The organism is Schlesneria sphaerica (genome assembly GCF_044336245.1).
GTDB classification, from domain to species: domain Bacteria; phylum Planctomycetota; class Planctomycetia; order Planctomycetales; family Planctomycetaceae; genus Schlesneria; species Schlesneria sphaerica.
This window is the reverse complement of record NZ_CP172346.1, coordinates 5,792,292-5,817,840: the sequence shown is the minus strand read 5'-3', so window position 1 is coordinate 5,817,840 and position 25,549 is coordinate 5,792,292. Positions and strand designations below refer to the sequence as shown.

General features: G+C 56.3%; 17 protein-coding genes and 1 pseudogene. 13 read left to right on the top strand and 5 right to left on the bottom strand.

Annotated features, from left to right (window positions below; all coding sequences use genetic code 11):
• Nucleotides 1–10 precede the first annotated feature (10 nt).
• From ACGY09_RS21035 to ACGY09_RS21000, 8 genes and pseudogenes are all read left to right on the top strand, one after another.
• Nucleotides 11–550: a hypothetical protein gene (locus tag ACGY09_RS21035; RefSeq protein WP_397569316.1), complete on the top strand. Its 540-nt coding sequence runs from the start codon at nucleotides 11–13 to the stop codon at nucleotides 548–550.
• Between the two features lie 409 nt (nucleotides 551–959).
• Nucleotides 960–3,245 carry an Orn/Lys/Arg decarboxylase N-terminal domain-containing protein gene (locus ACGY09_RS21030; RefSeq protein WP_397569315.1) on the top strand — a complete coding sequence of 762 codons (2,286 nt, stop codon included), beginning with the start codon at nucleotides 960–962 and terminating at the stop codon, nucleotides 3,243–3,245.
• A 329-nt stretch (nucleotides 3,246–3,574) separates the two neighbouring features.
• Nucleotides 3,575–4,993 carry a 30S ribosomal protein S12 methylthiotransferase RimO gene (gene rimO, locus ACGY09_RS21025; protein WP_397569314.1) on the top strand — a complete coding sequence of 473 codons (1,419 nt, stop codon included), beginning with the start codon at nucleotides 3,575–3,577 and terminating at the stop codon, nucleotides 4,991–4,993.
• Nucleotides 4,994–5,167: 174 nt separating this feature from the next.
• On the top strand, nucleotides 5,168–6,292 hold the full coding sequence (locus ACGY09_RS21020; protein WP_397569313.1) for a hypothetical protein: 1,125 nt from the start codon (nucleotides 5,168–5,170) through the stop codon (nucleotides 6,290–6,292).
• The gene (locus ACGY09_RS21015; RefSeq protein ID WP_397569312.1) at nucleotides 6,217–7,467 is read left to right on the top strand and encodes an IS4 family transposase; all 1,251 of its coding nucleotides are present in this window, start codon (nucleotides 6,217–6,219) and stop codon (nucleotides 7,465–7,467) included. Before ACGY09_RS21020 ends, ACGY09_RS21015 begins: the two co-directional genes overlap by 76 nt.
• Before the next feature lie 217 nt (nucleotides 7,468–7,684).
• Nucleotides 7,685–8,875 (top strand): annotated as a pseudogene (locus ACGY09_RS21010) (prolyl oligopeptidase family protein); the annotation flags it as partial.
• A gap of 49 nt (nucleotides 8,876–8,924) precedes the next feature.
• Nucleotides 8,925–9,557, top strand: a complete 633-nt coding sequence (locus ACGY09_RS21005; RefSeq protein WP_397569311.1) for an adenylate kinase — start codon at nucleotides 8,925–8,927, stop codon at nucleotides 9,555–9,557.
• A gap of 253 nt (nucleotides 9,558–9,810) precedes the next feature.
• Nucleotides 9,811–10,500, top strand: coding sequence for a YiiX/YebB-like N1pC/P60 family cysteine hydrolase (locus ACGY09_RS21000; RefSeq protein WP_397569310.1), 690 nt, complete (start codon nucleotides 9,811–9,813; stop codon nucleotides 10,498–10,500).
• Nucleotides 10,501–10,757: 257 nt separating this feature from the next.
• Here ACGY09_RS21000 and ACGY09_RS20995 read toward each other — a convergent pair whose 3' ends face one another.
• Nucleotides 10,758–12,098, bottom strand: coding sequence for a peroxiredoxin family protein (locus ACGY09_RS20995; protein ID WP_397569309.1), 1,341 nt, complete (start codon nucleotides 12,096–12,098; stop codon nucleotides 10,758–10,760).
• Between the two features lie 562 nt (nucleotides 12,099–12,660).
• On the opposite strand from ACGY09_RS20995, the gene ACGY09_RS20990 reads away from it, so the two are divergent.
• The 3 genes from ACGY09_RS20990 (at nucleotide 12,661) to ACGY09_RS20980 (ending at nucleotide 16,960) form a co-directional block, all read left to right on the top strand.
• On the top strand, nucleotides 12,661–13,788 hold the full coding sequence (locus ACGY09_RS20990; RefSeq protein ID WP_397569308.1) for an efflux RND transporter periplasmic adaptor subunit: 1,128 nt from the start codon (nucleotides 12,661–12,663) through the stop codon (nucleotides 13,786–13,788).
• A 166-nt stretch (nucleotides 13,789–13,954) separates the two neighbouring features.
• Nucleotides 13,955–15,736, top strand: a complete 1,782-nt coding sequence (locus ACGY09_RS20985) for a protein kinase (RefSeq protein WP_397569307.1) — start codon at nucleotides 13,955–13,957, stop codon at nucleotides 15,734–15,736.
• A 246-nt stretch (nucleotides 15,737–15,982) separates the two neighbouring features.
• Nucleotides 15,983–16,960: an acetyl-CoA carboxylase carboxyltransferase subunit alpha gene (locus ACGY09_RS20980; RefSeq protein WP_373653085.1), complete on the top strand. Its 978-nt coding sequence runs from the start codon at nucleotides 15,983–15,985 to the stop codon at nucleotides 16,958–16,960.
• Between the two features lie 356 nt (nucleotides 16,961–17,316).
• Here the strand turns inward: ACGY09_RS20980 and dtd are convergent, their stop codons facing one another.
• The 3 genes from dtd to ACGY09_RS20965 all read right to left on the bottom strand — a co-directional run bounded on the left by dtd (nucleotide 17,317) and on the right by ACGY09_RS20965 (nucleotide 20,888).
• The gene (gene dtd / locus ACGY09_RS20975; RefSeq protein WP_373653084.1) at nucleotides 17,317–17,766 is read right to left on the bottom strand and encodes a D-aminoacyl-tRNA deacylase; all 450 of its coding nucleotides are present in this window, start codon (nucleotides 17,764–17,766) and stop codon (nucleotides 17,317–17,319) included.
• Between the two features lie 89 nt (nucleotides 17,767–17,855).
• On the bottom strand, nucleotides 17,856–18,968 hold the full coding sequence (gene thiO, locus ACGY09_RS20970) for a glycine oxidase ThiO (protein ID WP_397569306.1): 1,113 nt from the start codon (nucleotides 18,966–18,968) through the stop codon (nucleotides 17,856–17,858).
• Nucleotides 18,969–18,977: 9 nt separating this feature from the next.
• Nucleotides 18,978–20,888 (bottom strand): c-type cytochrome domain-containing protein, encoded by a 1,911-nt coding sequence (locus ACGY09_RS20965; RefSeq protein WP_397569305.1) that lies wholly within the window; start codon nucleotides 20,886–20,888, stop codon nucleotides 18,978–18,980.
• 398 nt (nucleotides 20,889–21,286) lie between these two features.
• Between ACGY09_RS20965 and larE the strand changes: the two genes are divergently transcribed.
• Nucleotides 21,287–22,162: an ATP-dependent sacrificial sulfur transferase LarE gene (larE, locus tag ACGY09_RS20960; protein ID WP_397569304.1), complete on the top strand. Its 876-nt coding sequence runs from the start codon at nucleotides 21,287–21,289 to the stop codon at nucleotides 22,160–22,162.
• Between the two features lie 403 nt (nucleotides 22,163–22,565).
• On the opposite strand, the gene glyA is transcribed toward larE, so the two are convergent.
• A complete protein-coding gene (gene glyA / locus ACGY09_RS20955; protein WP_397569303.1) occupies nucleotides 22,566–23,807 on the bottom strand; it encodes a serine hydroxymethyltransferase in 1,242 nt (413 codons plus the stop codon).
• Between the two features lie 485 nt (nucleotides 23,808–24,292).
• Here glyA and ACGY09_RS20950 point away from each other — a divergent pair, with 485 nt between their 5' ends.
• Nucleotides 24,293–25,528 (top strand): tetratricopeptide repeat protein, encoded by a 1,236-nt coding sequence (locus tag ACGY09_RS20950; protein WP_397569302.1) that lies wholly within the window; start codon nucleotides 24,293–24,295, stop codon nucleotides 25,526–25,528.
• Nucleotides 25,529–25,549 lie beyond the last annotated feature (21 nt).

Genomic DNA, 25,549 nt, shown 5'->3' with positions numbered 1-25,549 from the left:
CGTTTTCTCTATGACGACAAGTGAAGTGACGGCAAGCGAGATTTACCTGATTCGTTATGGCGTCGTCTCGGAAGTCGCCCGGTTCGTCAATGAAGGTCCCGAAATTCCTGCCCGGGGGACCCCTGTGGTGGTCGAAACCGACCGGGGGCTTCAGATCGGGACCGTGCTGGAGCAGTTGAAACCGCACTACAGCAAAGCGGACGAGTCCCCGACGGAATTCAAACTGGTACGTTCAGCCACGGACCGCGACCTGCAGACCGCCCGTGAGCTGATCCGCGAGTGTGAAGCGGACTTTCCAGAGTGGTGTGCCCGAATTTGTCAGTGGGAACTGAATCTGGAACTGGTCGACCTTGAACGGACCCTGGACCGGGAAAAGCTGATTCTCTATGTCCTGTGCGACCGTGGTCCCGATACCACGAAGCTGGCGCTCCAAGCCGCGGCCGGGGGATTCGGTGTTATTGAGGTTCAGCCTGTTTCTTCAACCGGGCTTGTGCCACTGCCCCGCGCGTCTTGCGGCAGTGGAGGGGGAGGCTGCGGCTGCGACCATTAACGAGTCGTGCCCGTAGCTCGTTTCGATGCTCTACAGGCCCCGGCTGATTTTTGAGATCCCTGTCCCGTCCGGCAAGAGAATTGCAGATGGAATCCCTCAAGGGAACGGGACTTAGGGCGATTGAACCGAGGGGCTGTTTCGTCCGGCTGCGATATTAGACCTCTCGAATCGGGGCTCGCTGTTCCGGGGAAACCGACAGGCGGCGTCGAGTGGAACTTGATCAGGACATGTAAGATGAAGAGTCCCCTTTCTGCATCCCGCGCAGGCAGAGCGGCTGCCGGGGTCGCAGGGTGTACAATTCGGGCTCGCCTTTCATAACATTCTCGCGCTGCGGGTATGTGGCAGAGCGCTCTGTCTCAACTTGTGATTCCCCGCCCGGGCAGGGCAACATTCAAGAGATTCACGCACGATGAAATTTAGATTTCCGATCGTCATCATCGACGAGGATTTTCGGTCCGAGAACACGTCCGGATTGGGCATTCGGGCCTTGGCCAATGCCATCGAGGGAGAAGGCATTGAGGTGCTGGGGGTCACCAGCTATGGCGACCTGTCCCAGTTCGCCCAGCAGCAGAGCCGCGCTTCGGCATTTATTCTGTCGATCGATGACGAGGAATTTACACCCGGCCCGGAACTTGATCCTGCGGTGGTGAATCTCAGAATTTTCATCGACGAGATTCGACGACGTAATGCAGAGATCCCGATCTACCTCTATGGGGAAACAAGGACCTCGCATCACATTCCGAATGACATCCTGCGCGAACTGCATGGCTTTATCCATATGTTTGAGGATACGCCCGAGTTTGTGGCGCGACATATTATTCGCGAAGCGAAGGCGTATACAGACAGCCTGGCCCCTCCGTTCTTCCGGGCCCTCGTTCACTACGCACAGGATGGTTCGTATTCCTGGCACTGCCCGGGGCACTCAGGTGGCGTGGCCTTCCTTAAAAGTCCCGTCGGTCAGATGTTTCATCAGTTTTTTGGTGAGAACATGTTGCGGGCGGACGTCTGCAACGCTGTCGAAGAACTGGGGCAACTGCTGGATCATACAGGCCCCGTCGCCGCATCCGAGCGGAACGCTGCACGGATCTTTAATGCCGACCACTGTTTTTTCGTGACCAACGGGACCTCCACGTCCAACAAGATGGTCTGGCACTCCACGGTCGCCTCTGGCGATATCGTGGTCGTCGACCGGAACTGTCACAAATCGATTCTGCACTCCATCATCATGACCGGTGCAGTCCCGGTTTTTCTTACACCCACGCGCAACCATCTGGGGATCATCGGCCCCATTCCTCTCGAAGAGTTTCTTCCCGAGAATATTCAGAAGAAGATCGAGGCGAATCCGTTTGCGAAAGCGGCTCAGGCTAAGCATCCGCATCGCAAGCCGCGCATCCTCACGATCACGCAAAGCACCTATGACGGCATTATCTACAATGTTGAAACGCTGAAGGGATTGCTCGACGGAAAGATCGGGACCCTGCATTTTGATGAGGCCTGGTTGCCGCACGCCACATTCCATGAGTTCTATCGGGACATGCACGCGATCGGTAAGGACCGACCTCGTCCAAAATCCTCGATGATGTTTGCCACGCATTCGACGCACAAACTCCTGGCCGGGATCTCGCAGGCGTCACAGATTCTGGTCAGAGAGTCGGAGACGGAAAAACTCGACCGCAGCGTCTTCAACGAAGCGTATCTGATGCATACGTCGACCTCGCCGCAATATGCGATTATCGCCTCCTGCGACGTTGCTGCGGCCATGATGGAACCACCGGGGGGAACCGCGCTGGTTGAAGAATCGATCGTCGAAGCACTTAACTTCCGTAGAGCCATGCGAAAAGTGGCGGGAGAATGGGGCAGCAAGGATTGGTGGTTTACGGTCTGGGGACCGGAAAACCTGGCAGAGGAGGGGATCGGTCATCGCGACGACTGGCTGCTGAAGGCTAACGAAGACTGGCATGGCTTCGGTAACATCGCGCCGAACTTCAACATGCTGGACCCCATCAAGGCGACCGTGATCACTCCGGGTCTGAATGTCAGTGGCCAGTTCGCCGAGTCCGGAATTCCTGCATCCATCGTCACCCGCTATCTGGTGGAGCACGGTGTTATCGTAGAGAAGACGGGGCTCTACTCATTCTTCATCATGTTCACCATCGGGATCACCAAGGGACGCTGGAATACTCTGGTGAGTGCTCTGCAGCAGTTTAAGGATGACTACGATAAGAATCAGCCGATGTGGCGGATCTTGCCTGAGTTCTGTCAGCATTATCCCCGCTATGAGGGGATCGGTCTGAAGGATCTGTGTAAGCAGATTCACCAGACCTACAGAGATCATGACGTCGCACGAGTCACCACCGAGATGTACCTGTCGGACATGCTGCCGGCCATGAAGCCGTCCGATGCCTTCGATATGATGGCGCATCGAGAAATCGATCGCGTTGAGATCGACCATCTGGAAGGTCGGGCGACGGCCGTTCTGCTGACCCCGTACCCGCCAGGGATACCGCTGCTCATCCCTGGGGAGCGGTTCAATCGCACGATTGTCGAGTACCTCAAATTCGCGCGAATGTTCAACGAAAAGTTTCCCGGATTCGATACCGACATCCACGGTTTGGTTGGGGAAGACGTCGACGGGGTCCGTCGGTACTACGTCGACTGTGTCCGACAAAAGCCTCTTAACGGAAACGGACATTAGAATTCTGCGTGGGCGGAGTGGGTCTCGTGTCGCGACACGAGACCCACTCAACTCCAGCCAGCGGAACGAGTTCTGGTTCCAGGTGTGGTCTGTCGCCTAAGATGTTGGGATCCTCGGCTGGGCCTGCTGATTTCGAACGTACAACTTCGTGGGTAACGCCATCGCGCGGCCCGTACGCTCTCAGAAGTGCAGGGGACCCTCGCGAGTGGACGCTGAATCCGATGTGTGTGATTCCGTAAAAACGGGTAATTCCCGAATAGCTGTCACTTGCTGGTCCGGTCGGTTAGAATCCCGGTCGAAAATTTGTACTCGTGAAAATGAATAAGCCCATGCATTTGCCGATTATCTCGTCCGTTGATCCCGTCCCCTCGTTTCAGCCCGAGGATGGCCCGCCATCGATCGCGAAGGGGACCTACGCCTTCGTGTCGCTGGGATGTCCCAAAAACCTGGTCGACAGCGAGAAAATGCTGGGAACACTGGCTCTCGACGGTTACTCGCTCGTCAGCGAACCGGACGGAGCAGACTTCGTCATTGTCAACACCTGCGGATTCATCGACAGTTCCCGTGCCGAATCCAAGGCTGTGATCCGTGAAATGCTCGATTTGAAGCGAGCAGGCAAAACCAAGGGGGTCATCGTGGCAGGCTGTCTGCCTCAACGACTGGGCCCCGCGCTGCTCGACGAGCTACCCGAAATCGATCACATCGTCGGGGTCTTCGGACGTGACGAGATTAATCGTGTCGCCGATCACCTGATCGGCATGGCACGCGAACAGCGGGAACTTTTCCGTCCTGCTCCGCTGAAAGCGATGGATGACAGGGCTCGTCTGCGAATCACGCCGCAGCACTATGCCTACCTGAAGATTTCCGAAGGGTGTGACCGGACCTGCACATTCTGTTCGATCCCGAAGATGCGCGGAAAGCACATCACAAAGCCGATCGAAATGGTAATCGCAGAAGCGCAGGAACTGGCCAAAGATGGTGTTCGCGAACTGAATCTCGTCGCCCAGGACACCACGTACTACGGACTGGATCTCTACGGCAAAGTCCGGCTGGCGGATCTGATCAAGGAACTGGATCAGGTCGACGGAGTCGACTGGATCCGCCTGATGTATCTGTATCCGATTCATTTCACCGATGAACTGATCGACGCCATCAACAATTCACCGAAAGTGATCCCTTATCTCGATATGCCCTTGCAGCATATCAATGATCAGGTGTTGCGACGGATGCAGCGTCGAGTCAATCGCAGCCAGACGGAAGAACTGGTGCGCAAGCTGCGTGATCGCGTTGACGGTCTGGTCATGCGAACGACCTTCGTTGTCGGTTTCCCGGGTGAGACCGATGCCCAGTTCGAAGAGCTGAAGCAGTTTGTCGAAGAAGCCCAGTTTGAACGAATGGGCGTCTTCCCTTACTCATTCGAACCTGATACGCCGGCCACTAAACTGGACGGGCACCTTCCTGAAGACGTTAAGAACGCTCGTCGCGATGAACTGATGGCGATTCAGCAGCAGATCGCGTTTGAATACGGCGATTCACTTGTCGGCAGCGAAATCGATGTGCTGATTGACGAGCAACTGGAAGACGGGATCTGGGTCGGTCGCGGCTATATGGACGCCCCGGAAATCGACGGAGCTGTCTTCGTGAGTGGGGAAGACCTTCAACCGGGCATGTTTGTTCCCGTCGAAATCGTCCAGCGCAAAGACTATGACCTTGTCGGGGTCGCCGTCGACGATTCCGAACAGCCCTGATGCCTTCCGGCCAGATGAGGCGTAAGGTCGCACAGAAGCAGGAACGTAGTCTTAATCCATACTGCGGAAGTTGGTTTGAAGCGTCCGCGCGGTCGTGAGGCTGGCGGAGGGCAGGGGGCTGCGTCACGTCGATTTCGACGTCTCTTCCAGGTTTTTCATCAGGTGTTGCGATCTATGAATTACGCCAGGCTGGGTTGTGCCGTTGTTCTATTTGCTGTGGTGGCCGTTGAAGCAGGTGAGAAATTGAAATACCCCACGACACGCCAGGTAGATCAGATCGACAATCTGCACGGAGTCGATGTTCGTGACCCTTACCGATGGCTCGAAGAGGATGTTCGCGAATCCCGCGACGTGGCTGGATGGGTCGAAGAGCAGAACAAGGTGACGTTCGGCTACCTCGCTGCGATTCCTCAACGTGACGCCATCAAGAAGCGACTGACAGAACTTTGGAATTACGAGAAGTACGGCACGCCGTTTAAGGCGGGGGGACTGTATTTCTATTTCAAAAACGACGGACTTCAGAACCAGTCGGTCCTCTATAAACTCGAATCGCTGGACTCCGAACCGGTCGTGCTTATCGACCCGAACTCCTGGTCGAAAGATGGCACCGTCGCACTGGGAGGAATGTCATTCAGTCCCGATGGACGGTACGTCGCCTATAGTGTTGCCGAAGCGGGGTCGGACTGGAATACGTGGCGAATTCTGGAAGTAAGCTCGGGGAGGGTCCTGGGGGACGAACTCAAGTGGGTCAAGTTCAGTGGCGCCGCCTGGACAGCAGACAGCAAAGGTTTCTTCTATAGCCGATACGACGAACCTCCCGCGGGGGCTGCATTTCAGAAGACGAATCTGAATCAGAAAGTCTACTACCACCGCATCGGTGCCTTGCAGTCGGACGACGTGCTGGTCTACCAGCGACCGGATGAGCCCACCTGGGGATTCGGCTGTGACGTCAGCGAGGACGGTAAATACCTGGTGATCCAGATTTGGAAGGGGACCGATCACAAGTACCAGATCGTCTATAAGGATCTGACCGAACCCTACGGGATGCCCGTTGGCCTCATCACGAACTTCGATCATGAATACCGGTTCCTGGGGAATGAGGGGAGTGTCTCAATACTGTTCGGCACGCCATTTGCGCATGGCCAAGATACTGATTGCAAGATGCCAGAGGGGCATTTTTGCCCGTCATTTGGTCAGTTTATCTGCCATGTCAGCGTGCCCGGATGCCAAAAGAGCAAGCTCCCGACTCGGATGACGAACCAGCGCCGAAGATCTCGGCCAAGAATATTCATGGTCTGAAGTACTTTCGGGTGCTGAGGCCCTTCCTGAAGCGTTTACATGCGGTTGGAACCGCACGGGATACAGCGGGAAATCGACAGCTGCACATGGACCAGTATTGCACGCTGGTGCTGCTCTGGTTCTATTCTCCCATCGTCGACTCGCTGCGTGGCCTGCAGCAGGTGTCGCAGCTGAAGAAGATCCAGCAGAGACTCAAGATCCCTCGAACGTCATTGGGCTCCCTCTCCGAATCGGTGAAGCTCTTTGATCCTGAACCGCTCAAAAAGATTGCTCGCGAGTTGGCTGACCAGTTGCCCGACGCACCAGCCCCGGAGCGCTTCCGAGGGCTGGGTAAGACTCTGGTCGCTGTGGATGGTTCAGTGATTCCCACCTTGGCACGGATCGCCCGACTCGCCTGGATCACCAACTGTTCCGAGAAACCAACGTGCGGCTATCGCCTGCATACACATTTTGAAATCCTGCGTGGTCTTCCGAAGCGGATTGAAGCCACCTCAGCCAACCCGAAGGGAGATGCGGACGAACGAAAAGTTTTGGAGCGGACAATCGAACCAGACCACTGCTATGTTATCGATCGTGGTTACATGACGTTCCGACTCTGGAATAAGATCCATAACGCTGGAAGCAGTTATGTCTGTCGAGTCCGTGACAGGCTGGCGTATGAGACAATTGAAGAACGACCGCTCACGCCCGAAGCGACGGCTGCTGGAGTTCAGGCTGACCAAATCATCGAATTGCGACACAAGAAGACACGAACCAACCATACCTTGAGGCTGATCTCCGTCCGCTGCTCCGCTCACACCAGCCGCGGTCGACGCCGGGGACGCAAGTTCTCCAGTACAGCCCCCAGCAGCGATGGAACCCTGAGAATCGCCACGGATCTGCTGGACGTCCCCGCAGAACTGATCGCAGAGATGTATCAGCTTCGCTGGACGATCGAGCTCTTCTTCCGCATGTTCAAGCACCTGCTGGGCTGCCGCCACCTGCTGAGTACCCGACAGCAAGGTGTCGAGATTCAGATTTACTCCGCGCTCATCGCCTGCCTCTTGATTCTGCTTTACACCGGACGCATGCCGACCAAGCGGACGTTTGAGCTGTTGTGCTTTTACCTGATCGGCTGGGTCGACTTCGATGAGATCCAAGGACACATCGATAAGCTTAAGACCGCGTCTTCCTGACGTGAGTCTTTGATAAGAGATCCGTTCCGCGTGAACTACATTCCGCGATGAGAACGGGTGCGCGCCTATATAAACATCCTAATCGACAACCACTAAATACTAGTCTCACGTCGCGCCGAACTCCTTGCTTCGCGGGATTGACCGGGCGTGAACAGCTACAGAAAGAACGAATCCAGGATACAGACGAGCCACATCAATTCTCGTGCCGAACAGTATTGGGAGTGTCTTCTTCTTCCAGACGGATCTGGATGCCCCGCTGAAGCGGGTCATTTCGATTGACGTTCGTCGGCCGAGCGAAGTTCGCGAGCTCGTGCCGCAGGCGGCAGAAACACTCGCGGGAGTGGATCTTGTCGCAAATATGTTCGTTGCGACCTATCTGAAAGATGCCAAAACACAGGTCAAGATGTTCGGCCTGGATGGGACTCTGGTCCGTGAAGTCGATTTTCCGGGAATCGGATCCGCCAGTGGATTCAGTGGCAAGCGGACCGACACCGAGACGTTTTACTCGTTTTCGAGTTTTGCGACGCCGCCGACGATCTTCCGTTATGACCTGTTGACCGGCAAAAGTACGAAGCTGCGGCAGGCTGCGGTCAAGTTCAATCCAGAGGACTACCAGGTCGCGCAGGTGTTCTACACCAGCAAAGATGGGACGCGAGTGCCCATGTTCATTACCCATAAAAAGGGAATGAAACTGGATGGCACCAATCCAACACTGCTGTACGGCTATGGGGGATTCTCAATTTCACTCCCCCCCAGTTTCTCCATTTCACGCGTCGCCTGGCTGGAGCAGGGGGGAGTCTTCGCGATGCCTAACCTGCGTGGGGGTGGTGAATACGGGGAAGACTGGCACAAAGCAGGAACGAAGCTCAACAAGCAGAACGTGTTCGATGACTTCATCGCCGCAGCAGAGTGGTTGATCGAACACAAATATACCTCTCCCTCGAAGCTGGCAATCCAGGGGGGAAGCAATGGAGGACTGCTGGTCGGTGCCTGTCTGACGCAGCGCCCGGAGTTATTCGGTGCCTGCCTGCCCGCGGTCGGTGTGATGGACATGCTTCGTTTCCAGAAGTTTACCGCTGGCCGATTCTGGGTCGATGACTATGGCAGTGCCGATCATTCCGATGAATTTCGCGCGCTATATGCTTATTCGCCTTACCACAATTTGAAGCCCGGGACCAAGTACCCCGCGACGCTCGTCACGACCGCCGACACAGATGATCGTGTTGTCCCGAGCCACAGTTTCAAGTTTGCTGCCCGGTTGCAGGAATGTCAGGCGGGCGAGGCTCCGACACTGATTCGAATCGAAACGCGGGCAGGGCATGGTGCTGGAAAACCGACTGACAAAATGATCGAAGAGGTCGCGGATCAGTGGGCCTTTTTGGTGAAAAACCTGGGATTGGATCGCTGAGATCAGTGCTCCGTCCGAGTGACAGCAGTTCCACCAACCGGGAAAGGCGATGTCTGGATCAACCCCCGTTCCCGAAGCGGACCCGTCTTCGCTCCGCCGCATTCTGATCATCGGAACGAGTTGCGCCGGAAAATCGACCTTGGGGAGCGAAGCAGGACGGATTCTGGGAGTTCCCCATACCGAGCTGGATTCACTCCACTGGGGTGCAGAATGGACACCGGTGCCTGTTGACGTATTCCGTGAGCGGGTCGCGACTGTCACTGCAGGGGATCGGTGGGTGATCGACGGAAACTACCATGCCGTCCGTGACTTGATCTGGCCGGAAGCCACATGCATCGTCTGGCTCGACTATTCCTTTCCGCTGGTTCTCTGGAGGTCCGTGTATCGCTCCTGGAGACGGATCTTCAGAGGGGAAACCTGCTGTAGTGGCAATCGCGAATCGCTGAGGCTGCTTCTGTCTCGTGATTCGATCATCTGGTGGGTGATCACAACCTATCATGAGCGCCGACGCGAATTTTCAGAAATCCTGCCCCAGTGGGCGCAGCAGGGGCGGGTCATCAGGGTCTTTCGTCGTCCGAGTGAAGCGACGCAGTGGCTGGAAAGTCTCCCAGCAGGCAGGGACCGTTTTGAGAGGTCAACACCGAGACAAGATCAGGGTCGAGACGAATCAGAGCAACGTTAGATAAGTAGGCCGCCAGAGTCTTCGGTATGCAGATCTGGCCCGTTCCAGATGCGACACGCCTGCGGAAGAGAATCTTTTCCGGACCTCGCCGCAGCAGAAACGTCCTACCTCAGCGGCTGATTCAGGGGAAGGGTCGATGTGCAATCTTTTTGCGAACCGCGTTTACAGGGGCTCGATGGACCATTGACGCGGAGCGGCCTGATGCGAATATGGTCAACGGTGCTTTGTGATGCCGTGTGAGCAAGGAAATCCCATGTGGTCCCTATTCGTCGCCTGTACGTTCGCATGTTGTGGTCCGAGTGCTGACGCGACAACACCCACACCGCCACAAGACCTCGTCTCAGAAATCTCACAGAACCTGCAGACGGGATCTTTAATCTTCAGTCAGGGAGACTGTCTGGCCGTTAAGGTCTTCTCACGTAGCAGCTACACACACGTGGGGGGCGTCGTGGCTAAGGACGGACAGTTCATTGTCTATGACAGCATGAACGGAGCAGGGGTCGGTAAGACGTCGCTGGAGGAATACATCCGCCGTCAGACACCCAGCACGCTTCATGTTGTTCACCCCACCGCTCCGTTCTCGTCCTCAAAGGCTGCCGCATTCGAGCAACACCTCGAGAGTCAGCTTGGGCGCAAGTACTCGGTCAAGCACCATCTGACGGGGAAACGATGTGACGGACTCCACTGTGCTGAGTACATGACGGATGCATTAATGAACGCGGAAGTGCTGTTCGCGAAACAACCGCCGCGAGTTTCTCCGGGAAGCCTCTTCGAAGGCGTGACAGCGACGAAAGCCTACCAGGAGGGGGACCACTTCGAATTGAAGGTGAGCGATCCACCTCCCCCACTGGATCGACCGTGGTACGAACGGGCCTGGAACTGTACTTCGACAACGTGTCGCAAAAGTGCATCCCAGATGCGCCGCTGGTTCGTCTGTCGCTAGTGCTGTGTCACGATGCGATCATCGGTGCTCATGCCACCGCTTTAGAGTGCTTGAAGTAGCAGCCTTTTCGCTTTGATGAGGGTGTGCAGCGCACTGCATGCCCGAAGAGGGTCATACAGTGGCATTCTCATGTTGACTTGAAACAATGCACCTGCAGATGGGGTACGTTGCAGACGCCGGTTCGGATGCTGCTTCTTCGGAGTTCCCGGAGAACCAGCGGCGCTGGTTGATTAATTTCAGTCAAATCCCGGGCAGGCCTATTTTCCTTTCTGACGCCGGATCGCTTCGATCACTGCATCGTCGAGTTGTTTTAAGCCTTCGTCAGGCTTGATGTCATAAAAGCCCGTATGGTGGTGCGCGACTTTTCCGTCATGGCCAATGACGATCCAAAGGGGCAGTGGGGCACCTGTGGCGCGAGGATCACCGAATTCGGAGAGTGCCGTTTCATCATCGATGGCCATGTCATAGCCAACATTCATAAATTCCAGCAACTTCTTCATGGAACGGAGGGCGGTATTCTTCTGATCGGGATTAGCGAACCGTTCGTCGACGTTTACTCCGATGACGCGGACGCCAAGTTTCTTCCGTTTGTTATTCAGAAAATCGAGGTAGCCAATCTGGCCGTACGGCTCATTCAGTGGTTCACCACGGTACTGCCAGAAGTGCAGAACGACGACTTTGTCTTTGGCGTCGTCGCTGGTGAAGGTCGATCCGTCGGTCAGTTTCAGAGTCCACTCAGGAGCAGGGCGGCCAACGAGTTTTTTCTCCAGACCAGCAACTCCGTCCAGACGCTTTTTCTGCTGTTTCAAATCCAGGCCGATGGAGGCGACGAGTCGAGACCACCCGGTCCCTTCGGCTTCTTTTTCGTACTGAGGGAGATTGGACTGGAGCGACTTCAGTTGGTCCCGTGTCAGTTCGACGACTTTTTGATCGCCCGTCCGCCCCAGTTCTGCCTGCACGCTGAGCAGTGACATGAGAGACGCACGGTTTCGATCAAGATCAGAGCTTGGGATTTGTTTTTGTGATTGCAGATCCAGTTTGAGTTGGAACTCGTCCCCCCGGCCGATGATGATTTTCTCTTCGAGCGACAAGAGGATTCCCGTTGCCGGTTCAATGACCATCGTCTGAACCGGGCCGAAGTTCGATGAGACCTCGACCACCAGGCCTTCACGCCCTTTCACGTTCTTCTTGCGTGTGACCACGTAGGTGTAACGACCTTCTGTCCAGGTGGCCTGTGGGGTGAGCTTGTCAGCAAACTCACAGAGCGGCGAACGCACCGGCAGGGGATACTGCTGATCGTTGTGAGTGTACTGCAGACGAATCGGCCGGGGCTTTGCGGACGCGGTGCCAGCGAGGGGGAGCAAGCCGAAACGTTCAGGCCAGCCGAAACTTCCGCCACCACGTTCTTCCAGATAGTAAGCGAGTTGAGGGTCACCTTTTTCATCGTCAATGGTCACGGCGTAGAGGCTGAATGATTTAACCTCAGACTCACCCGTTTTCGCCTGCTGACTCAGCGAGCCAACGTATTGCAGTTCCGTTCCTGGTTGAAGATTTGCAACCGATAACCAGGCGACCAAACCGATCAGAGCCCCATTCACAAGCCACGTCCTTTCGACTGCATTTCAGCAGCGCTTGATTGTTCTACGAGATCGACTGCAAAGTGATGCCGCCAGAGTCGACGAGGGAGCGAGACGAGGACTCACGCGGGAGTGCGCCACTGCGTGCACAGCGAACCCCTCCGTTGAAGAGCGACTGCGTCCGGGCCCGGATGAGTGCGGTGACCGTTGTGTTGTCGGCAATTCTCGCAGTCGACTCCTTTCCAGTTCCCGCAGTTTCTTCACGCTTAAGTTCTACGGAATCGGAATTCGATTTCCTGGCCCGGTGAACGAGCACTCAGCAGGGCCGTTTGAGTTCAACAACCCTCAAATGATCCCACAAGCGTATCTTGATCGATGCGAGAATCGTCCACAAGCACCGGGCACGGAATCCAGGGACGAGATTGTGTTCCTGTAAGCGAAATTTGGACGGAGGCGAATGAATGCACAGAGCCTGACAACTCTTCCCCCTCGTTGACACCGTTGAACGACGCTCGTAGCTTTTATCTCACCGTCAACCGAAATAATCTGCATACCCGTCAAACCCTTCATCCCGAAGGAATGAATGATGATTCGATTTCAAAAGTTCCTCTGCACAAGCGGAATCGTGCTATCCGGAATCATGTTTTCGTCAGAGCAGGGATTCTCTCAGGCGAACCTCCCGCTGGCGACGACGGGGGAGCAGGTCGTGATTAAGCGCGAAGCGACTCGCGTCATCGATCCCCACAAGTATCGTGTCCCTCTGGCCGTCGAAGCGAATCAGACAGTCGCGCTGGTGGCTCCGTTCGATGGACTCGTCAAACAAATCGCAGCGAAGACAAATTCCAGGATACAGGCTCAGGGTGAGGTCGTTCGGCTGGATAATTCCGTCCAGAAACTTCGTCTGGCGCATGCCCAGGCGATGCTGAAAAAAGCGATTGCCGAACAAAAAGCAGCGGGGAAGGAAGAGATTCCTGCAGAGTTGGCTCAGGCGGGGGTCGACATCGCAAAGATCGATGTGGAGCTTGCGCAATCACTATTGGATCTCGCCACGATTCGGGCACCCTTCGCTGGCGAAGTGCAGCGGGTGCTGGTCACTGAAGGCCAATTTCTGCGTGCCGGTGATCCCGTCGCAATCGTGGCGGACAGCAGTAAGGTGAAAGTCGAAATTCCGGTTGAGCGAGCACAGGCGGAAAATGGCAAGAGTTTTCCTCTGAAGATCGAAGGGGTTGAGGTTCAGGGGAAAATTGATCAGGTGCTGCCGCTGCCGGCCCGGTTCGATGTGCTGCGGGAACTTTTCGATTCCATCGCGTCAGTGCAGGTCGTGGTGGACAACAACGGTGAGAAGATCAAGGCAGGGCAGACCGTCTTTGTCCCCCTGATTCCACGTCAGCCCGTTACCGAAGTGCCTGTCACCGCGGTGGGGAATCTGCCTGATGGAAATCGAAAAATACAGGTCGTTCGTCAATATGTCGTGCGGGATATTCCTGTCACTGTTCTGGCGCAGGTCGGGGGCTCTCGCGTCTTCGTCAGCGGACCGTTTGCGGAAGGGGATGAGGTGATTTACGAATCGTCTCACCAATTGGGCGATGGTTTTCAATTGAAGCCTTCGTCCGGGACTTCGGTTGCAGGGGGGGCGGCGCCCGAGAAAGGCCCCGCCTCGCCCACCACAGTCAATCCAACGAATACGAACCCCAAGGCCCCCCCGTTCTAAATCGGAACCTTAATCTCGATGAGGATGCGGGATGCAGCGGTTCCTCAAAAACACGTCGGGACAGCGGTTGCAACGATGGTTATACTTGAAACGATAATCGCGAGCGGATTGATGTGCTTGCGCCGCGGCTGAGAGCAAAGAGCGAAACTGAAGTGGGGAGCCGGTCATGGCTAATGAAGAGCAACTCGTCGACGATCAATATCAGCTTGCGGTGTGTATTGCTTCGGGGGGCAGCAGTCAGGTGTGGGAAGTCGTCGAGAAAACTTCCGGACGGCACTTGGCCATGAAGTTGCTCAAAACCGATGTTCCCGACTTCAAAGAAAATAAAGCGCAGATGAAGCGCGAGTCGGAAATTCACAAAACGTTCGAACACCCACTGATTGTGAAATTTGAAAGGTACTCATCGAACCGCGATCATACGTACATTTTGATGGAGTACTTCCGCGCTTCGAACCTCAAGCTTCAGATCAAGGCGGACTCAAACAGTGTTCATTTGAAGATCCGACAGCTGTTTGAAGGAATCTGTTCTGCTCTGTCGCATGTTCACAATAAGGGTTTCATTCACCGTGATATCAAGCCCGACAATGTGCTCATGAATAAAGCGGGTGAGGTACGGTTGTGTGACTTTTCGCTGTCGACGAGGCAGGCAACCGGTCTCAGCAAAATGTTCGGAGGGAAGCTGAAGACGATTCAGGGGACACGAACTTACATTGCCCCCGAAACGATCCGACGCCGTCAGCCCACGATTCAAACCGATCTTTACAGTCTTGGTGTGCTGTTCTTTGAAGTCCTTGCAGGAAAGACTCCATTCCAGGCCCCGACGCCTGAAGAACTTCTGCAGAAGCACCTTGGGGCAGAACCGCCCAATCCCTCCGAATTCAATCCCAATGTCACCCCAGAGATGGATCGAATCGTTGCGAAATTGCTGAAAAAGAAACCGACGGACCGCCCTGCCAGCGTGGATGAAGTGCTGCAGGAGCTGAAACGGATTCGCATTTTCAAGGAGGACATTGTCGATGCCGCAGCGGTGAAAAAGGCGAACGAAGACAAGGACGCCTTGGAAATGCTTTCCGAAGTGCGACTTGATAGCCGCGCGGACGCGAAGCTCAAGGAAATGTTAGCGACAAATCCCGAGTTCGCACAAAAGTTTGCAGAAGAAAAGCTGAATCAGGAGAAAAAGAAGAAAGCTGCCAATCAGTTGCAACTGGACCGCATCAAGTCCGCTGAGACCGAGGATGCAGCCCGGGCAAAAGGCAAGAAGGGGGCGGCGCCCGCTCCGGCGGCCCCACCCGTGCCTCCGCAGGTAGCGATGCCGATGCCCATGCCCGGCTATCCACCCGGCTTTCAGCCGTATCCACCTGGGTACCCGGGGTATCCGCAGGGGCAGATGCCCATGATGCCACCACAAATGATGCCTCCGCAGATGATGCCCCCTCAAATGATGCCTGGAATGCCGCAGCCCATGCCGGGGATGCCGCAATACGCTCCGCAGCCACCCATGGGAAATCCGCAGGCGATGCACCAGCCTCCGCGACCGGGAGCTCCAGTTCCCCCTTCAGGAGGCCAGCCGCCAGCGGTCAAGCAGGGCCCTCCTTCCGCCGTCGCCACCCCACCCGGACCTCAGGGGGTTCCACAGCGGCAACCGACGCACCCGCAAACGCCGCAAGTCCAGCCTGGTATGCCACCTGTGGCGCGACCAAATGCGACTCCACCGGCCGCTCCGGCGCAGCGCGTCAATCCCGTACCGATCACTCCGATGCCACAACCGGGGGCGGGGGCTCCGCCAGCGAATCGCCCCGCCACGCCACCGGCAAAACCACCTGCAGCGAAGACTCCGGCAGGGGGTCCGTACACGGGACCTGCTCCTCGCCCCGTCACTTATCAGACCCCTGCGAGCCCGGAGAACGCCGATCTGGAGTATATGACCGATTTGCCGGATATCCTTTAATCTGCTATAGAAACGGTCTTCGGGGTTAGAGAAATCGCTCTATGTGAGACAGATCTCCGGATCGAACCAATCTCACCAGAAACGATTCCTGTAAGTCCTGTTCCGCATGTCTGCTTCCGGCAGGAAAACCGGTCGCGATGCTCTTGGCAATTTTAACCACAGTGCAACGTCTGCCGAATTTGTAGATCGCGTACTCTGTGATGTGGTGCATTGAATTTGCGTGATTGCGTGAGGATGGCCTGATTCATGAAGCCTCAGTATGTGCTGCCCTTTGAGCGGCCGATTGTCGAACTCGAAGAACAGTTGGCGAGACTTGAAGCTCAGCCAGCTCCTGTCCCCACGACACTGGAAGCCATCCGCAATATGCGGGTCGAAATCGCGAAGTTGAAGCGAGATGTTTTCGAAAACTTGAATCCGTGGGAAACTGTCCAGGTTGCCCGTCATCAGGATCGACCTCAAGCGCGGGACTACATCGAGCTGGTCTGCGATGAATTCATCGAGCTTCACGGCGATCGGGCCTTCGGGGACGACCGGGCCATCAATGCGGGTTTTGCAAAGATCGACGACTGCAAAGTTCTCTTCATCGGGCAGCACAAGGGGCGAAATCTGAAAGAGCGCAACGAGTGTCTTTACGGATGTGCGCATCCCGAAGGCTATCGCAAAGCGCTGCTCAAAATGGAACTCGCCGCCAAGTTTAATCTGCCGATCGTCTGTCTGGTCGACACACCAGGAGCCTATCCGGGGATCGGTGCCGAAGAGCGAGGTCAGGCTTATGCCATCGCAGTCAATTTGCGAGAAATGTCTCAGCTACCCGTACCGATCATCTGCGTCGTCATTGGAGAAGGGGGCTCGGGTGGGGCGCTCGGTCTGGGGATTGGTGACTACGTCGGCATTCTTCAGTTTGCCTATTACTCTGTGATCAGTCCTGAAGGATGTGCGGGGATCATGTGGAAGAGTGTTGAGTTCGCCAGCAAGGCCGCCCACGCTCTCAAGTTCACGGGACCCGACTTGCTCAAATTCGGTGTTGTGGACGAGGTGATTCCAGAACCGATTGGTGGAGCGCACCGAGATCATCGTGCGATGGCCAGTGTTCTTAAATCGACTATCGTCCGGAACCTGCGCGCACTGGAACAGATCCCCAAGGCAGAACTGCTCGAGCGTCGCTATCAGAAGTTCCGCCGCATGGGCGAGTTTGAAGAGTTGGCCGCTGTGAGCGATGCGTAGGCGGGGCAGTCTATCGCGAGGTTTCATCCGGTGATGTGCGTTGTGGCCGCACCGGCTCACCGTCTGAAATTCGGTCCTTCTCGGTCGAATTCAGCCGATATGGAACGTCCGATAATGTCTGTTATGTTTCTTTTTGTTTTTTAAAATCTCAAGAATGCACGGGGTTTGAGCGTCCCACCCTGATCAGCCTTGATTGAGCGAATCTGCGGACGATCGAATTCCTCGCGATGTCCCACCTGTTCTCTGCGGCTTGGCTTCACCATCGCGGAGTGCAAACCGGCGGCGCGTCAGCCGGTACGGCTTCGGGGCGTGTTTGCAGTTGCTGGCTGGTCGAGCACCCGGTTGCGATGGAGCTCTTAAAACTCTTTCTGGCTGTCGACCAGCAGCGTGACTGGGCCGTCGTTGACGAGTTCCACATCCATGTGAGTCTGGAAACGTCCTGTGGCAGTCGTGATGCCTCGGCCCTGGACCTGGGCAACGAAGATGCGATAGAGCGAGTCGGCGATCTCTGGTCGTGCCGCCTTGATGAAGCTCGGGCGCCGCCCCTTCCGGCAATCACCCAGAAGTGTGAACTGGCTGACGACCAGCATCTGGCCTCCCACGTCGGCAAGTGAAAGGTTCATCTTGTCGTCGGGGTCGTTGAAGATTCTGAGCCCCACAATTTTGTCTGCAAGAGCGCTGGCGTCGTCTTCGGTGTCCGTATCAGAGACGCCCAGCAGTACGAGCAACCCCTGCTGGATTTGTCCCGTGATCTCTTCGCCTACCGTGACCTTCGCTCGTTTCACGCGCTGCACGACCGCTCGCATGTCGATAGTTCTCCTGAAATTGAATGAGACGCGCCTCGACGCATCGCTTCGACCAGCCCCCGGTCAATCCGTTCGTCCGTCCGGCAGTGTTACTCGGTGACGGAGTCGGCCAGATTCAGCTCGTCCGGCAGTAGCACTGGCTGGTTTAACAGAACCTGGCGGATCAGGACGGCGGTGATCGAGGACTGTTGCAATCCGTACCGGTAGTGTCCTGCGGCGATCGTTGCGTTCGCGAATTGAGGTAAGCGACCCAGATACGGTCTGCCTCGTGTCGAGAACGGGCGCAGCCCGGCCCAGCATTTCTCGAATGTCGCCCGTTTGAGTGCGGGAACCAGTCGCTGCGCAAAGTTGATCAGCTCACCGACGGCGCCTGCCGTATTTCGTTTATCGAATCCGGATCGTTCTTCCGTCGATCCCACCAGCATTCGACCGTCGGCTCGGGGAACAAGATACTGGCGGCCGACCTGTATCACCGATCGCACGGGAAGAGGCTCTGCTCGCAGTAAGACAATCTGGCCTTTGATGGGTTCGATCTGAACGGTCAGTCCCAGTTGGCTCAGAAGTTGACCCGTCCAGGTTCCGCCGGCAAACACATACTCGGCACCTTGGTGCGTGTCAGAGCCCGTTTGAACCGCCTGGATGCGTTCGCCTTTCATCTGAATTTGTTGCACGGGGCACCCAGCCTGCAACTCGACCCCCCGCATTGCGCAACCCGCCAGAAGAGCCTGTAAGTGTCTGGGGTTGCGAACCTGATGAAAGTCGGGCAGGTAATAAGCGGAAGAGATCTCAGCGCTGATCTCCGGAAACCGCCGACGCACTTCGGAGACATCTTCCGTTTCGATGGTCACGCCTTCGGACTTCAGGGCTGCGAGTTCCAGTTGATAACTGGACTGCGGCCCACCCGCGTCATCCATGCGGAGTTCAATCCCCCCGCAGCGAATAAAGCCGTTGTCGATACCCGTTCTCGATGTCAGTTCGTTCGACCAGTCAGGCCAGAGTGCATGAGCAGCGCCGCGCAACCGGGCTTCGGCGGTCTTTGCGTTCGCCAGATTACCTGGGGGCAACATGCCCGCACCTGCCCAGCTTGCTTCCCGGCCGAATGCTCCTTGCTCCAGCACGCGAACAGAGAGTCCCTTACCCGCAAGTTCCCAGGCGATTGACAGCCCAATCACCCCTCCTCCGATGACAATGACATCAGGCATATGGCGACGCTACTTCTTTCCCTTTTTGACACCGCTTGGCAGAGAACTGGCGTAGCCCATCGCTACCGTCTTCGCATCCGTATTGTAGACGGCTTTAATCGCCGCGTCGGGAGCCGTTCCCGACTGCAATCTTTGAACAAACTGATTGAACTGAGACACGTCACCTCGCTTGAGCAGATACTCGACCAGAGTAAAACCGATCGGTCCGACTTCACCCGGCGCGAATGTCCCATTCGAGAAAATTGTTTCCGGCTCGGTAATCTGCGATTCCTGCAGGATTCCACCCGCCACGCGAGGCAGGGCGATCAGGTAGACATTCCCCGGTGCCTTGCGATGCGCAATCGCCAGCCCCGCACCACGGATCAACCAGTCGGGCAAATTGGAGCCACCCCGCTTGAGGAAAGCCCCTGTTGCATGTTCAACCAGGTTGACCTGCATTCCGGGCGACGAATCCGAGGGTGTGTCGCCGATGTCCTGTAAGGCGATGAAGGCCTCTTCCAGGGTGGGGCTGACTTGCGAATGTCCCGTGACTTCCCGGGGAACTTCACGTCGATGAACCGAGTTGTTGAACTCTTCGTAACCGAATCGTTCCTTGAAAACGAAGACGGCGAGTTTTCCTTTCCAGAGTGGATCATCCTTGACCTTGAAGGTCTGCCTGAGAGCGGCCACCTGTTCGGCGGCCCACTTGTCGAGCTGGCTCAACCGCTCTTCCGAGACATCGCCATAGAACAGGAAGTCATTGGATTCCCGGACATTCGGTTCAATGTTCGGAAAGGTCTTCTTCCAGTCCGCCAGTGAGGCATCTTTTCGCTTCTGCACCCACTGCTCGGGCGTGTATTTCGCCATGGCAGCCGCTTGCCGTTCTTCCTGCGTCGGGAAGTTCTTCTTGGGATCATCTCCGTCAAAGGTGGCTCCCTCAAGAATCCAGGTCTTGAGGTTATCGTACCATTTGCGAGTGATGCCCGTCTGGTTCCCGGCAGGCATCACAGGGGTGTCGTCACCATTGACGAGTCGCCAGAGCCGGCTTTCTTCGAGGTTACCGGCAACGATGACCGCCCCGCTGCTTCCCCCCTTCATCAGCTTCTCGAATGACATGACCGAGAACCCACTTCGTTTGGTGGTGTCGTTGTGACAGCGTCCACAGGTGTCGACCATCTCGGGCATCAGGTCTCGCATGAATTGAACGGTTTCTTTCCCGGTCGACTTCACGATCTCGGCTTTTCGCGGCGCTGTGACTGGTTTGCCAGTCGCAGCTCCCTTTGCGAGTGACGCGAGCGGCGAATCCTTGTCACCTTCGAACTTGGCACCCCCTTCGATCCAGGCTCCGATCGCCAGAATTTCCTGTTCAGAGAGCGGGGGGGCTCCTTTCGGCATGCGCAATTCCGCGTCTGGAGCGACCAGTCGTCTGATCAGCAGACTGTTCTCGGCACTGCCGGGGACCACCACCTTGCCGCTGGCACCCCCCTTCTCCAGATCTGCGAACGTATCAAGGTTCAGGCCTCCCTTGCCGTCTTCGGTATGACAACTGACGCATTTGGCCACGAGGATCGGAGCAATGTTTTTTGCAAAGATGGACCCTCCTTTGGCGGCACCACCTCCACCTCCGGCTTTGGCTGCGGCGCGACTCAAGAGCGTGCGGGCTTTCTCGAGCTGAAGCTGAACGGGTTTGAGTGCGGGGTCGGTCTCATTCAGTCCCGCATCTTTCACGAACTGGGCGACACGCTCTTCGGAAGACTGAATCGCCTCTTCGGCCTCTTCAAATTTCTTCTTGGAAATCAGCGAGGTGATCTTGCTGACCTGGCTTGTGATCTCTTTCAGTTCTTTCCGCTGTTCGGCAGTGAGGGCAGCATCGACAGAGCCGACCATCCATCCCAAAATCAATAAGCAGCAGACGCTGAACGTCGGAATGCTTCGTTGCATCGATATTCATCCGTTTTGAGGAATGCATTCGATCATCGAACAACGGGACTTCTCGAAAGCCTCGTTACGTCAATTCATAAGTGATGTGCTTCGCTGGCTGGCTCGAAGGGAGCCTGTTCAACTGAGCAGTCAGAAGGTTAAACAGCGATTGTTCCAGTGGAGTCGCGTTGCCGTCCGTCGCGAAGGGCGACTTGCCGGTCACTTCGTTCCGTCCATACTCATGTTACAGTCGGATCATATCGCATCATCCTCTCGCAAGACAGACTTCGACTCATTTCCCGAATCCGGACAGGACTTGCGACGGGCAGATTGAGCCTGCGCCGACAAACCGATACTCTCAAACCTCTCAAGACCCGATTTCGTTCGTTTTCTTCCCCGATTTGATCAGTATTTCCAACATGTCGAACACACCGTCCGAGATCGAACAGAAGCGAGACCGACTGCTGGAAATTCTGAAGGGATACCGGCAGGTTGCAGTGGCATTTTCCGCGGGCGTTGACAGCACCGTCGTGGCCCAGGCAGCACATCTCGCTTGCGGGGCTGATGCAGTTGCCGTCACTGCAGTCAGTCTCAGTCTTGCGACGGGGGAACGGGAAGAAGCAGAACAACTCGCCGCTCAGATTGGGATTCGACACGTCATCGTCGAGACGCAGGAGTTTTCCGACCCCGGATACCAGCGGAACGCCTCGAACCGGTGCTATTTCTGCAAGTCAGAACTCTATTCACGTCTGGTCGAACTGGCTCCTTCTCTGGGAGTAAAAGTGCTCGCGAATGGTGCCAATCTGGACGATCAAGGTGATTATCGGCCGGGGATGCAGGCTGCAGCCGAGTTCCAGGTTCGCTCGCCCCTCATCGAAGCGGGGTTCACCAAAAAGGACGTTCGTGAACTTGCTCGGATCTGGAATCTTCCGGTTTGGGACAAACCCGCGACCCCCTGCCTTTCCAGTCGGATTGCCTATGGAGTCGAGGTCACTCCAGAGCGGGTTCGGCGGATCGATGAGGCAGAACAGTTCCTCAAAGAACTGCTGAGTCTCAATGAGCTGCGTGTGCGGTGTGAGGCGAACGAACTGGCTCGAATTGAAGTTCCTTTGGGCCAGCTTCACCAATTGCTGGACCCCGTGGTGCGCGATCAGGTGCGAGGTCGCTTGCGCGAACTGGGCTTTCGCTTCGTCACCGTGGATCTGGATGGGTTTCGAAGTGGCAGTATGAATTCGGCCATTCCCCGCGAGCAACTCTTGAACGTCCAGATTCCCGCCAGATTACTCTCGGAATGAGAATACGAGCGGTCCGGTACCCACTGCCAGCGAATCTGGTAACCTGTGAGTTGGCGAGGCTCGACTCACAGTCTCGTCGAAACGGTTTCACTATCAGAAACGGAGAGTAGCAATGGGCGAATCGGGCAAGAAAGACAAAGGCCGAAAAGAAGTTCAAAAGAAGCCTGCCCTGACGCTGAAGGAAAAGCGTAAGGTGAAGCAGGAAAAGAAGGGCAAATAGACTCATGAAACAGGGGGCGGACAATCTTGCCCGCCCCCTGTCGTCCTAATCGTCGTGTAAATCTATCCCCACTCAGCAACCGAGCGAGGGCCGACGTGGCGGCCCTTCGCCAGGAACTGTTCTGCCCTGGGCTGACGCCGCGCCGTCAGGTTGCGGAATCACGACCATGGCGGTGGACGGGGATCAGGCGATCCCGGGAACGGGGAATGCCTTTGTAAATTCGCCGATCTCACTCTTAACGGCTGCAATTACGGCGGTATCTTCAGGACTCTTGAGCACCCTCAGGATCCACGCCCCGACTCTCTTCATCTCATCCTGACGCATCCCGCGGGTGGTCAGTGCCGCCGTTCCGATGCGAATTCCGCTAGGGTCGAGGGCCTTACGCTGGTCGTAGGGAATCATGTTCTTGTTAACGGTGATTCCAGCGGCATCGAGGGCCTTCTCGGCGATCTTGCCGGTCAGTCCGATCGACGTGACATCACAGAGCATGAGGTGGTTGTCAGTACCACCGCTGGCCAGCTTGATTCCCCCGGACATTAGGGTCTCTGCCAGTGCTTTCGCGTTGGCGATAATCTGCTTGCCGTATTCCTTAAAGGACGGCTGCATTGCTTCCTGGAAGCAGATCGCCTTGGCGGCGATGATGTGCATGAGGGGCCCCCCCTGCAGACCTGGGAAGACGGCCTTGTCGATGTCCTTGCCGTATTCTTCCTTACAAAGCACGAAGCCCGAGCGTGGGCCACGCAGCGTCTTGTGCGAGGTACTGGTGACGAAATCTGCCACGGGGACGGGGCTGTTGTGAAGTCCCGCAGCGACGAGGCCGGCGTAGTGAGCCATGTCGACCCAGAGCTTGGCTCCGACTTCCCTGGCGATTTCGGCAAACTTGGCGTGGTCGATTTCCCGTGGATAGGCGCTGGCACCCGCGACGATCAACTTGGGACGATGCTCCCGCGCCAGCTTGGCAACCTGATCAAAGTCGATCCGGTGATCTGACTCGCGAACCCCGTAGGCGATGGGCTGGTAAAGCTGGCCAGAAAAATTGAGGCCCATCCCGTGGGTCAGATGGCCACCCATCGCCAGATTCATCGCCAGGAACGTATCTCCTGGTTTCAGGACCGTCTGGTAGACCGACATATTCGCCTGAGAACCGGCGTGGGGTTGCACGTTGGCATACTGAGCCCCGAAGAGCTGCTTGGCACGCTCAATGGCCAGGCTTTCGACAATGTCGACATATTCACAGCCACCGTAATAGCGGCGACCGGGGTATCCCTCGGCGTATTTATTCGTCAGGATTGTTCCTGCCGCTTCCAGAATAGCTGCACTGGTGTAATTTTCCGAAGCGATCAGTTCGAGACCTTCTTGCTGTCGCGTCCGTTCCTTCTGGAGGGCAGACCAAAGGGCAGGATCGGCGGTTTGCAACGCGGACATTTTCAATAGACTCCGAGGAAAAATAGGCGAAGTTGAAAGGCTGGGGTTGATGCTGAATGGTAGACACTTCGATCTGATCGCCGAGTCGTCGCAAGAGGTTGAATTTCCCCCGTAAGGCATTTTCTCGCTGGCTCGTACCCCTTTCGGGCGAAACATTTGTCGTGGAGATTTTTCCCGTGCTGAGGCTTCTCGCTGTTGGGGATGACCTCAGCGGTTGTGCGTCCTGCACGTCTCATCTCGCGGAAAAAATGCCCGCAGGCAACGGCATTGACCCACCAACCGGTAAATACCGGTGAAGGTGATGATCCTGGACCGTTCCCCCCCTGCTCGATTCCGTCGAAGCGGAAATTGGTGCTGATAAAGGCTGTCCGGTTCGCGAATCAATCACTCCACCATGCGGCGAAGCGACACGAATGCCTGCCTTACGTTATAATCGGGATCGATGTCAACTTGCTACTCTTTCAGTTGGATACCTGCGACCTACGATGCCAGATCCATCGGCCGAAGTTGTTCCGTCCCTGCAAAGTTCACCCATTTTAAGTGGTGAGCGTGTCGCGTTCACCGGAACGCTTGCTTCCATGACGCATCGCCAGGCGATGGAAATGGTTGAGCAGCACGGTGGTACGGCGATGCAGCATGTGGGTCAGCAAACCTCAATTCTTGTGGTGGGTGAAGAGGGATGGCCGCTGGAACCCGACGGCCTCCCTTCTGTGAAGCTCGAACAGGCTCGACAACTGCACGATAAGGGCGAGCCCATTCGAATTGTCTCAGAATCGGAATGGCTCAAGCTGCTGGGAATCGAACCCGTCGAGCGAAAAACGCATCAGCTCTACACTCCCGCCATGTTGTGTCAGCTCCTGAATGTCTCTGTGCATGACATCCGTCGGTGGGAGCGTGCGGGGCTCATCACTTCCGTGAAAAAAGTCTATCGCCTCCCCTACTTCGATTTTGAAGAAGTCGCCAATGCCCGGCGACTCAGCAAACTCGCAGCGTCAGGGGTTCGGTCAGAACAGATCGTGGCAAGTCTGCAGCGGTTGCACACCCTGTGGCCTGATGTCGTTAAGCCACTCGCCCAACTGGAAGTGATGTCCCGTGGGATGGGAGGACTTGTCTTTCGGGACGATTCGGGATTGGTCGAGACGACCGGGCAGCGAATTTTTGATTTTGATCCCCCTTCCCCGGAAGATGAGCCCTCTGACGAGCACTCGATTCTGCCGCTCCACCCTGCTCCCGTGGTCGGAAATGTTGATCGGCAGCATTGGACCGTCGATGAATGGTTCTACGAAGGCTGTCGTCTGGCCGAGGCGAACGAGCTGGAATCGGCTCTTGAGGCCTTGCGAATGGCCACGATTGGAGAGGCGAACAATCCCCTGTTTCATTTTCATATCGCCGATGTTTTGTATCGCCTAAAAAAGCCGGACGGGGCGATTGAACGCTATTACATGGCGGTTGAGATTGACCACGACTTCCTCGAGGCCTGGACGCAGCTCGGTTGTGTGCTGTCAGAAATCGGGGATCTCACCGGTGCACAGGCGGCCTTCCAGATTGCCCTGGACCTGCATCCCGACTGCCCGGAAGTTCACTTCCATCTGGCGGGGGTTCTGGAGCAACTGGGCCAGCCCGAAGCCGCCGTACAGCACTGGCGACGGTATCTCGACTTCGACGATCGAGGTCCCTGGGCAGAAATCGCTCGCGAACATGTATCGCCCGACGCCCAATGAGGTCCGTTCCAGTCGCTAAGC